This window comes from Streptomyces spongiae (genome assembly GCF_009377185.1).
Classification (GTDB): Bacteria; Actinomycetota; Actinomycetes; order Streptomycetales; family Streptomycetaceae; genus Streptomyces; species Streptomyces spongiae.
Genome location: NZ_VJZC01000366.1, coordinates 1 through 10082, shown reverse-complemented (window position 1 = coordinate 10082; position 10082 = coordinate 1). Strand labels below are relative to the sequence as shown.

The window sequence follows — 10082 nt, the reverse complement described above, 5'->3', positions numbered from 1 at the left end:
AAGAGACAGGGTAGGGGCGGCGGGGGGCGACTCACCTGGCCGCGAGCCCCGGCCCTGAACCGGCCCTGAAAAGGAACCGCTCCCGACCGGCACCCCCGCACCGTAGGCAAGAATGGACCCCATGAGTCTGTTCCGCGACGACGGCATCGTGCTGCGCACCCAGAAGCTGGGCGAGGCGGACCGGATCATCACGTTGCTCACGCGCGGTCACGGACGGGTACGGGCCGTGGCCCGCGGCGTGCGGCGCACCAAGTCCAAGTTCGGGGCCCGCCTCGAACCCTTCTCGCACGTGGACGTGCAGTTCTTCGCGCGGGGCAGTGAGCTGATCGGCCGCGGGCTGCCGCTGTGCACACAGAGCGAGACCATCGCTCCGTACGGCGGCGGCATCGTCGCCGACTACGCCCGCTACACCGCCGGGACGGCGATGCTGGAGACCGCCGAGCGTTTCACCGACCACGAGGGCGAGCCCGCCGTACAGCAGTACCTTCTGCTCGTCGGCGGGCTGCGCACCCTCGCCCGCGGGGAGCACGCACCGCATCTCGTTCTCGACGCGTTCCTGCTGCGTTCCCTCGCCGTGAACGGGTACGCGCCCAGCTTCAGCAACTGTGCGAAGTGCGGGCTGCCGGGGCCGAACCGCTTCTTCTCGGTGGCGTCCGGGGGCTCCGTTTGCGTGGACTGCCGGGTGCCCGGCAGTGTCGTACCGTCTCCCCAGGCCCTCGAACTGCTCGGCGCGCTGCTCACGGGAGACTGGGAGACGGCGGACGCGTGCGAGCCGCGGTACGTGCGGGAGGGGAGCGGGCTGGTGTCCGCGTACCTGCACTGGCACATGGAGCGCGGGCTGCGCTCCCTGCGGTACGTCGAGAAGTCCTGACTCAACACACCCAACAGACCCAACAGACCACAGCAGCAACCACAAGGAGACGAGAAGCACATGGTCGTACGCGGGATCCTGGGCCGCCAGCGCCGCGAGTACAGGACGCCGGAGCCGCACCCGTCCGGTGCCCGCCCGCCGAAGCTCCCCGGCGAGCTGGTCCCCAGCCATGTGGCGATCGTCATGGACGGCAACGGCCGCTGGGCCAAGGAGCGGGGGCTGCCGCGCACCGAGGGGCACAAGATGGGCGCCGAGCGCGTGCTGGACGTGCTCCAGGGCGGGGTCGAGATGGGCGTCAAGAACATCTCGTTGTACGCCTTCTCCACGGAGAACTGGAAGCGCTCGCCCGACGAGGTGCGCTTCCTGATGAACTTCAACCGCGACTTCATCCGCAAGACCCGAGACACGCTCGACGAACTGGGCATCCGGGTGCGCTGGGTGGGCCGTATGCCCAAGCTGTGGAAGTCGGTCGCCAAGGAGCTCCAGGTCGCCCAGGAGCAGACCAAGGACAACGACCGGCTCACGCTGTACTTCTGCATGAACTACGGCGGCCGGGCTGAGATCGCCGACGCGGCGCAGGCCCTCGCGGAGGACGTGAAGGCGGGCCGGCTCGACCCGTCGAAGGTCAACGAGAAGACCTTCGCGCGCTACCTGTACTACCCGGACATGCCCGAGGTGGACCTGTTCCTGCGCCCGAGCGGCGAGCAGCGCACCTCCAACTACCTGATCTGGCAGAGCGCCTACGCCGAGATGGTCTTCCAGGACGTCCTGTGGCCCGACTTCGACCGGCGTGACCTGTGGCGCGCGTGCGTGGAGTTCGCCTCCCGCGACCGCCGCTTCGGGGGCGCCATCCCGAACGAGGAGCTGCTGGCGATGGAGGGCCGGACCGAGGAAGGCTGACCGGCCCTAGGCGACAGGCGCCGCGAAGCGCCGTACGTACCGTCGCTGCCACGGGGTCTCCACCGCGTGCCGGTCGTAGTGCTCGCGTACGTACGCCACCGCCTCCTGCGGTGGTACGCCGTCCAGGACCGCGAGGCAGGCCAGGGCGGTGCCCGTGCGGCCGCGGCCGCCGCCGCAGGCGAGTTCCACGCGCTCGGTGGCGGCGCGGGACCAGACGTTTTTGAGCGTCTCCTCGGCCCGGGTGCGGTCGCTGGGCAGGCGGAAGTCGGGCCAGCGCAACCAGTCGGCGTGCCAGGGGACTTCGGGTGGCTGCTTGCCGAGGAGGTACACGGCGTACGTGGGAGCCGGGCCCTCGGGGAGGGGGTTGCGCAGGCCACGGCCGCGCACCAGGCGTCCGGAGGGCAGGCGCAGGACGCCGGGGTCGGTCGGGTTCCAGGGCTCGGTCACCGGGTCAGCCTACGCACGGACCACGGGCGGTGAGGGAAGATCAGCCGACCCCGCGCGACTCCTGTGCCGCCCTCGCCTCGATGCCTCGGAAGTGGTCGGCCATCGCGCGCTGGGCGGCCTCGACGTCGTGGGCCCGCAGGGCGGTGACGATGTCGCGGTGGCGGCGCACGGTGAGCTCGGGGGACGGGTCGTCCGTCCAGCCGCGCGCACCCGAGACCCGGCGGAACACCGTCCAGAAGGCGCCGAGCAGCTGCGGCACGAGTGCGTTGCCCAGCGACGCGTACAGCAGTTCGTGGAACTCACGGTCGAGTTCGGGGAAGGGCTCCCCCGCCTTCCCGGCCGCCTCCATACGGTCGACCACGGCTTCCAGGTGGTCCAGCTCGGCATCGGACAGCGTGGCCGCGACCCGGCGGATCAGGCCCTCCTCCAGCACCTCGCGCACCTGGAGGATCTCGGCCAGGGCGCCCGGATCGTCGTCCGGCCGGGCGAGCGTGCGGAAGGTCAGACCGTCGACGAGGGGGGTCAGGGATGCCTCGCCGACATAGGTGCCGTAGCCGTGCCGGATGTCGACTATGTCGAGCGCCTGGAGCGCCTTGAGGGCCTCCCGGACGGAGTTCCGGCTCACACCGAGGTCCTCCATCAGCTCCGTCTCGGTGGGCAGCGGCGCGCCCGCCTGGAGCTTGCGGTCGAGGATCAGCTGCATCACGTCACGCTGGATCTGGCTGCTCACCCGCCGCTCGGGCCGGCGTCGGTTCCCGGTCTCCTGAGACATGCGCCGCATCGTACGCTCACTGGACATCCGACGTCCCACCTCCGGGCGGATTTCGCTTTGCCATTGGTCGCACCTCTGGAAGATACGCCATTCGTGTGCGATGCCTTGACCGCCTCCACGGGCCCTCTTAAGGTCACGCTGCCACCTAGACGTAGGACGTCGTATCTCCTCGGATCAAAAACTGCTGCTGGAGGGACCGTGCGCGACGTGACCCCCGACGTGCCGGCGATGCACCGCCGGTCGTTCCTGAAGTACTCCGGCGCACTGGGCGCCGCCGCCGCCATCTCCTCGTCGTTAACCGCCTGCTCGTCCGGGCCCGAGTCCACCAACGACACCGGCGACGGGGGCGGCGGCAACGGGACGCTGACCGCCGTCATCGGCTACGGAAACGACGGCAGCTGGGACCCGACGCAGACCGCGTCCGCCTTCTGCATGGCCGCCAACAACCACATCTACGAGGGCCTCCTCGACACCGACCCCATCTCGCGCGAGCCGTACGCGGCGCTCGCCACCGAGGTGCCGAGCGATGTCAGCGGCACGTCGTGGAAGTTCACCCTGCGGGCGGGGGCGAAGTTCCACGACGGGAAGCCGGTCACCGCCGATGACGTCGTCTTCGTGTTCGACCGGATTCTGGATCCGAAGACACAGACCCTCGCCAAGGGCTTCTTCGCCGGCTGGCTGAAGGAAGTGAAGAAGATCGACGCGCAGAACGTCGAGCTGGTGCTGAAGTTCCCCTTCCCCGAAGGGGTTTCCCGGCTGACCCTCGCGAAGATCATGCCGAAGCACGTGTTCTCCCAGCCGGGCGCGTGGGACGACGCCATCAAGGGCAAGGCGATCGGCTCGGGACCGTACCGGCAGACGGCGCACCACCCGAAGTCCAACACCACGTTCGAGGCGTTCGCCGACTACAACGGCCCGCGCAAGGCCGCGTTCAAGAAGATGAACTGGCTGACCATCGTGGACGCGGCCCCGCGCGTCGCGAAGATCTCGGGCGCGAGCGCCGGCGCGCAGATCGCCGACAACATCCCGTACGCCAACATCACGCAGCTCGCCAAGGGCGGGCTGTCCGTGAAGGGCGGCTCGGGGATGAACAACCTCTTCCTGATGTTCAACACCAAGCACAAGCCCTTCGACGACGTACGGGTCCGGCAGGCGCTGCACTACGCCATCGACACCGAGAAGATGGTCCAGGTCGCGCTGAAGGGGCACGGGACACCGTCCACGTCGTTCCTCAACGAGGCCAACCCCACGTACCGGCGCGCGAAGACCGTGTACGACTACGACCCCGACAAGGCCAAGCAGTTGCTGAAGGAGGCCGGGGTCAAGGGGCTGAAGATCGACATCCTCGCGGTGAACGTGAGCTGGATCGTCGACTGTCTGCCGACCATCAAGTCCTCCTGGGACGCGATCGGCGTCGAGACCACGCTGTCGCCGCAGGAGACCACGGCCGTCTTCACGAAGATGGACCAGAAGCAGGACTACCAGGTGGTTGCCGCGGCCTCGAATCCCAATCAGTTCGGGCTCGATGCGGATCTGATCATGCGGTACAACTACGGGCCGACGAACCTCTGGATGCAGTACACCCGGTGGGCCGACGACTCCGTGGCCAAGAAGCTCTTCAAGGACATGGACCAGGCAACGCGGGAGGCGGACGCCGAGAAGAAGACGGCGATGATCCAGGACTACGTGGATGTCGTGGCCGAGCAGGCCGTGCTGTATCCGGTGGTGCACACCGAGTTGATGACGGCGTGGGATCCGAAGCGGCTGTCCGGGATAAGGGCGCAGCCCTATCCGGGGATCAATCTGCTTCAGGCCAAGTGGGTGTAGCGCCGTGGGGGTTGTGGTCGTTCGCCGGCTGCGGGTGCGTCGTGGCTTGTCGCGCAGTTCCCCGCGCCCCTATCGGGTCGCGGGAGTACCCACGTGATCGCCATCCTTCGCATTCTGCTCCGCCGGATCGCGCTGCTCGTTCCGCTCATGCTCGGGATCGTGCTGTTCGTGTTTCTCGTCATGCGGTTCTCCGATGTCGACCCCGCGTCGGCGTTCTTCCAGGGGGCCAATCCGACGCCGGAACAACTGCACCAGTTCCGGGAGGAGAACGGGCTGTTGGACCCGTTGCCCGTGCGGTACGCGGGGTTCGTCGGGGATCTGTTGCACGGGGACATGGGGACCAGCGCGCTGACCAGGGCGCCGGTGGTCGAGCAGGTGACCACCGCGTTGCCGCTCACGCTGCAGCTCACGTTCCTGGGGCTCGGTATCGCGGTGGTCCTCTCCCTGCTGGGTGGGGTCACCGCCGCGATCTACCGGGACCGGCTGCCGGACCAGATCATCCGGGTGGTGTCGCTGACCGGGGTGGCGGCGCCCGGGTTCTGGCTGGCGCTGCTGATGATCCAGTACCTGGCGGTGGACCAGGGGTGGTTCCCGACGGGCGGGTACGTCAATCCGGCGGACTCGTTCACGGGCTGGCTGAAGACGATGACGTTGCCCGCGTTCGCGCTGTCGCTGCCGGTGGCCGCGCAGCTCACCCGGATCGTGCGGACGGCGGTGGTGGAGGAGCTGGACAAGGACTACGTGCGGACGGCGATCGGGAGCGGGCTGCCGCCGAGGGTGGTGGTCGGGCGGAACGTTCTCCGTAACGCGCTGATCAATCCGCTCACCGTGCTCGGGCTGCGCGTGGGCTATCTGCTCGGCGGTGCCGTCGTCATCGAGACGATCTTCTCGCTGCCCGGGATGGGGAAGCTGATGATCGACGCCGTGAAGAACGGTGACCCGGCGGTGGTCCAGGGCGTGGTGCTGACCACGGCCACCGGCTTCGTGGTCGTCAACCTCGTCATCGACATCCTCTATCTGCTGGTCAACCCGAGGCTGAGGGAGGCCGGCTGATGGGCGGCTTCATGGTGACGACGCGCAGGCGGCTCACGGACGCCCTGTCCCGTCCGGGCCTGCGCGTGCGCGGCTGGCGGCGGCTTCCGCTGCTGTCGCGGATCGCGGTGTGTTTCCTGTCGGTCGTGGTGCTGCTGGCCCTGCTGGCACCCCTGCTCGCCCCGCACGATCCGCTCGACCAGCAGGCGCTGGTGGACGGCACCGGCGGGCCCTCCGCCGATCACTGGATGGGGCAGGACAGCCTCGGCCGGGACATCCTGAGCCGGCTGATGTACGGGGCCCGGTGGTCGCTCGCCATCGGGCTCGGGGCCACCGGGCTGGCCCTGGTCGTGGGGGCGGTCATCGGCGCTGTCGCGGCCACCTCGCGCAAGGCGGTGGACGAGACGCTGATGCGGTGCCTGGACGTCGTGATGGCGTTCCCGGGCATCGCGCTGGCCGCCGTGCTGGTGGCGGTCTTCGGCGGTGGCATCACCGTGCTGATCTGCGCGATCGCGTTCCTGTTCACCCCGCCGGTCGCGCGGGTCGTACGGGCCAACGTCCTGGACCAGTACGGCGAGGACTACGTGACGGCCGAGCGGGTGATCGGGGCCCGGACCCCGCACATCGTGGTGAAGCACGTGGCCATCAACTGCGCCGCCCCTGTTCTGGTGTTCTGCACGGTCCAGGTCGCCGAGGCCATCGTCTTCGAAGCGTCCCTGTCGTTCATCGGCGCGGGCGTGCGGCCGCCGGACCCGTCGTGGGGCAGCGTCATCGCCGACGGCAAGAACATGGTGCTGACCGGGGGCTGGTGGGCGACCGTGTTCCCGGGCCTGCTGATGCTGATCACGGTGCTGTCGCTGAACATCCTCTCCGAGGGCGTGTCGGACGCGTGGGCGGCGCCCGCGCCCCGGGACGTGGAAGCCCGCCCGGACGAGCGGGACCGGCTGGAGGCGCCCGAGCCGGGCAGCGGGAAGGTGCTGGAGCTGCCGGGGCTGACGGAGGCCGCGCGACGGCTGCGTTCCCGGGCCCGGCCCGTGCCCGGCGGCCGGCCCGTGCTCGCCGTCGAGAGCCTCGCCATCGGCTTCGATCAGCGGCACGGCGGCGTGGACATCGTGGACGGCATCAGCTTCGAGGTGCACCCCGGCGAGGTCGTCGGCCTGGTCGGCGAGTCGGGCTGCGGCAAGTCGCTGACCGCGCTGGCCGTGATGGGCCTGGAGCCGAAGGGCGCCCGGGTGCGCGGACAGGTCCGCTTCGACCAGCGGGACCTGCTGGCCGAGCCGATGCGCGTACGGCGCCGGCTGCTCGGCCACGAGATGGCGATGGTCTACCAGGACGCGCTGTCGTCCCTGAACCCGGCGATGACGATCCGCGCCCAGCTGAAGCAGGTCGTACGGCGGGGCGGCAAGCGCACCCCGGCCGAGCTGCTTCAGCTCGTGGGCCTCGACCCGGACCGCACCCTGCGCAGCTACCCGCACGAGCTGTCCGGCGGCCAGCGCCAGCGCGTCCTCATCGCGATGGCCCTGTCCCGTGAGCCGAAGCTGATCGTCACCGACGAGCCGACGACCGCCCTGGACGTCACCGTGCAGGCACAGATCATCGAACTGCTGCTGCGGCTGCGCGAGGAGCTGGACTTCGCACTGATCCTGGTCTCGCACGACCTGGCGCTCGTCGCGGACGTCACCGACCGGGTGATCGTGATGTACGGCGGCCGGATCGTGGAGACGGGCGTGACCGCCGACCTGGTGGGCAGCCCGTCCCATCACTACACCCGCGGTCTGCTCGGCAGCGTGCTGTCCCTGGAGTCGGCCGCCGAGCGCATGACGCAGATCAAGGGCACGGTCCCCTCCCCCGCCGACTTCCCGCAGGGCTGCCGGTTCGCCGACCGCTGCCCGATGGCGACCGAGGTGTGCCTCACGACCCGCCCCGACCTCCTCGGCGGCCCGCACCACACGGCCGCCTGCCACCACCCGGCGATCGACCTGACCGCCCCCGAGCCCACGGGAAGCGAGGCCGTGACTTGAATCCTCCCCCACGCAAAACGAAGGGAATTCCTGGCTCACGCCGCCCGGCAGACCAGCAGCCCACCGGGTCTTCCACGATCAACACCAGCCGGGTTGAAACCAGCCCGGAACATGCAGTTGTGACGCATCGGCGACACCCGCACGCGCTTGGTTCTCGCTACGCACCGCTGTCGCCCGACTACAGCCTATCGGAAAATCGCGCCGCGCATCAGAAAAGGGTCCCGAGTTGAACGCCTTGGTCTCCCTCTCCGGCACCCACGTCGTCCACAAGGCCCGCAGCGGCGGCCTGTTCGCGCGCGACCGGGTGTACGCGCTCACGGGCGCCGACTTCCGTGTCGCGCCCGGCGAGACGGTCGGCGTGGTCGGCGAGTCGGGCTGCGGAAAGTCGACGCTGGCCAAGGTGCTGGTGGGTGTGCAGCGGCCGACGTCCGGCACGGTCTCCTTCCGGGGCCGGGACCTGTGGGTCATGAATCCCGCCGAGCGCCGCGCGACGATCGGCCGAGGCACCGGCATGATCTTCCAGGACCCGTCCACCGCCCTGAACCGGCGGCTGCCCGTCCGCCAGATCCTCCGTGACCCACTGGACGTCCACCGACGCGGCACACCGGCCGAACGCGAGGACCGCGTACGGGAGTTGATGTCCCTGGTGGGTCTGCCGACGGCACTCACCGACGCCCTCCCCGGCCAGCTGTCGGGCGGCCAGCGCCAGCGCGTCGCCATCGCCCGGGCCCTCGCCCTGGACCCTGACCTGGTGGTGGCCGACGAGCCCACGAGCGCCCTGGACGTGTCGGTGCGCGCCCAGATCCTCAACCTCCTGCTGGACCTCAAGGAACGCCTCGGCCTGGCCCTGGTGTTCGTGTCGCACGACATCCAGACCGTCCGGCGCATGAGCGACCGCGTGATCACCATGTACCTGGGCCGGATCGTCGAGGAGTCCCCGGCCGACGAGGTCACCGACCGCGCCCGCCACCCGTACACCCGCGCGCTCTTCTCGGCCACGCCCGGTCTGCTGGACCCCATCGACCCGATCCCGCTCGTCGGGCCGGTCCCGTCGGCGACGCGCCCGCCGAGCGGCTGCCCGTTCCGTACGCGCTGCTGGAAGGCGACCGACGTGTGCGCGGAGGTGATGCCGGACTTCGCGGCCGCGTCGCCCCCCGGTCACCGTTTCCGGTGCCACCATCCTGTGGAGGAAGGCAGGCCGACCCGGGACCTCGTGGCCCAGGCCGCTGCCTCTGCCTCCGCACCACCGTCCGAGGCCACCGCCATGGCCGACGTCCCCGTACCCGACGTACGGAAAGAACCCAGGGAGCATCCATGACCATGCCCACCCCGCTGACCGGTGTCGTCCCTCCCGTCTGCACCCCGCTGACACCGGACCGCGAGGTGGACGTCCCCTCCCTGATCAGTCTGGTCGACCATCTGGTGGCCGGGGGTGTGCACGGACTGTTCGTGCTCGGCTCGTCGTCGGAGGCCGCGTATCTGACGGACCGGCAGCGGCGGCTGGTCGTCGAGACCGTCGTGGCGCACGTCGGCGGCCGGCTGCCGGTTCTGGCGGGCGCGATCGACATGACCACGCCCCGGGTGCTCGACCATGTGGCCGCCGTCATCGGGGCGGGTGCGGACGGTGTCGTCGTCACCGCGCCCTTCTACACGAGCACCCATGCCGTCGAGATCGCCCGCCACTACCGGTTGATCGCGGAACGCTCACCGGTCCCGGTGGTCGCGTACGACCTTCCGGTCTCCGTCCACACGAAGCTGGACCCGGAGCTGGTCCTCGACCTCGCGGCCGAGGGTGTCCTGGCCGGCCTCAAGGACTCCAGCGGCGACCAGGCCGGTTTCCGCGCGGTGGTGACCGGGGCGCGAACCCGCCACGACATCACCGGCTTCAGCGTCCTGACCGGCTCCGAGCTCGTCGTCGACTCGGCGCTGGCGATGGGGGCGGACGGTGCGGTGCCCGGGCTCGCCAACGTGGATCCGGCGGGGTACGTCCGTCTGTACGAGCTGTGCCGTGCGGGTGACTGGGCGCGTGCGCGTGCTGAGCAGGAGCGGTTGTTCGCTCTGTTCGGCATGGTGGGGGTGGGTGCGGCGGATGGGCGTATGGGCGGTAGTGCGTCGGCCCTCGGTGCGTTCAAGGCGGCGCTCCAGTTGCGGGGGGTCATCGCTTGCGCTGCCACCGCCGAGCCTCAGGTGCCGTTGTCGGAGGGTGAGGTGG

General features: G+C 69.9%; 9 protein-coding genes. 7 read left to right on the top strand and 2 right to left on the bottom strand.

Features of this window, described 5'->3' with window-relative positions; all coding sequences use genetic code 11:
* The first annotated feature begins 121 nt into the window (after positions 1-121).
* Both recO and FNH08_RS34375 read left to right on the top strand, forming a co-directional pair.
* Positions 122-871 (top strand): DNA repair protein RecO, encoded by a 750-nt coding sequence (gene recO / locus FNH08_RS34380; protein ID WP_152775441.1) that lies wholly within the window; start codon positions 122-124, stop codon positions 869-871.
* 60 nt (positions 872-931) lie between these two features.
* On the top strand, positions 932-1771 hold the full coding sequence (locus FNH08_RS34375) for an isoprenyl transferase (protein WP_152775440.1): 840 nt from the start codon (positions 932-934) through the stop codon (positions 1769-1771).
* 6 nt (positions 1772-1777) lie between these two features.
* Here FNH08_RS34375 and FNH08_RS34370 read toward each other — a convergent pair whose 3' ends face one another.
* Both FNH08_RS34370 and FNH08_RS34365 read right to left on the bottom strand, forming a co-directional pair.
* Positions 1778-2218: a protein-tyrosine phosphatase family protein gene (locus FNH08_RS34370; protein WP_322725968.1), complete on the bottom strand. Its 441-nt coding sequence runs from the start codon at positions 2216-2218 to the stop codon at positions 1778-1780.
* A gap of 40 nt (positions 2219-2258) precedes the next feature.
* On the bottom strand, positions 2259-2990 hold the full coding sequence (locus tag FNH08_RS34365) for a FadR/GntR family transcriptional regulator (protein ID WP_407704507.1): 732 nt from the start codon (positions 2988-2990) through the stop codon (positions 2259-2261).
* A 198-nt stretch (positions 2991-3188) separates the two neighbouring features.
* Here FNH08_RS34365 and FNH08_RS34360 point away from each other — a divergent pair, with 198 nt between their 5' ends.
* The 5 genes from FNH08_RS34360 to FNH08_RS34340 form a co-directional block, all read left to right on the top strand.
* Positions 3189-4817: an ABC transporter substrate-binding protein gene (locus FNH08_RS34360; protein ID WP_322725967.1), complete on the top strand. Its 1629-nt coding sequence runs from the start codon at positions 3189-3191 to the stop codon at positions 4815-4817.
* Positions 4818-4910: 93 nt separating this feature from the next.
* Positions 4911-5870, top strand: a complete 960-nt coding sequence (locus tag FNH08_RS34355) for an ABC transporter permease (protein WP_322725966.1) — start codon at positions 4911-4913, stop codon at positions 5868-5870.
* The gene (locus FNH08_RS34350; RefSeq protein ID WP_407704506.1) at positions 5870-7870 is read left to right on the top strand and encodes a dipeptide/oligopeptide/nickel ABC transporter permease/ATP-binding protein; all 2001 of its coding nucleotides are present in this window, start codon (positions 5870-5872) and stop codon (positions 7868-7870) included. Before FNH08_RS34355 ends, FNH08_RS34350 begins: the two co-directional genes overlap by 1 nt.
* Positions 7871-8096: 226 nt before the next feature.
* The gene (locus tag FNH08_RS34345; protein WP_152775439.1) at positions 8097-9188 is read left to right on the top strand and encodes an oligopeptide/dipeptide ABC transporter ATP-binding protein; all 1092 of its coding nucleotides are present in this window, start codon (positions 8097-8099) and stop codon (positions 9186-9188) included.
* A partial coding sequence (locus tag FNH08_RS34340) for a dihydrodipicolinate synthase family protein (RefSeq protein ID WP_152775438.1) occupies positions 9185-10082 on the top strand: 898 nt, incomplete at its 3' end. The genes FNH08_RS34345 and FNH08_RS34340, both read left to right, overlap by 4 nt.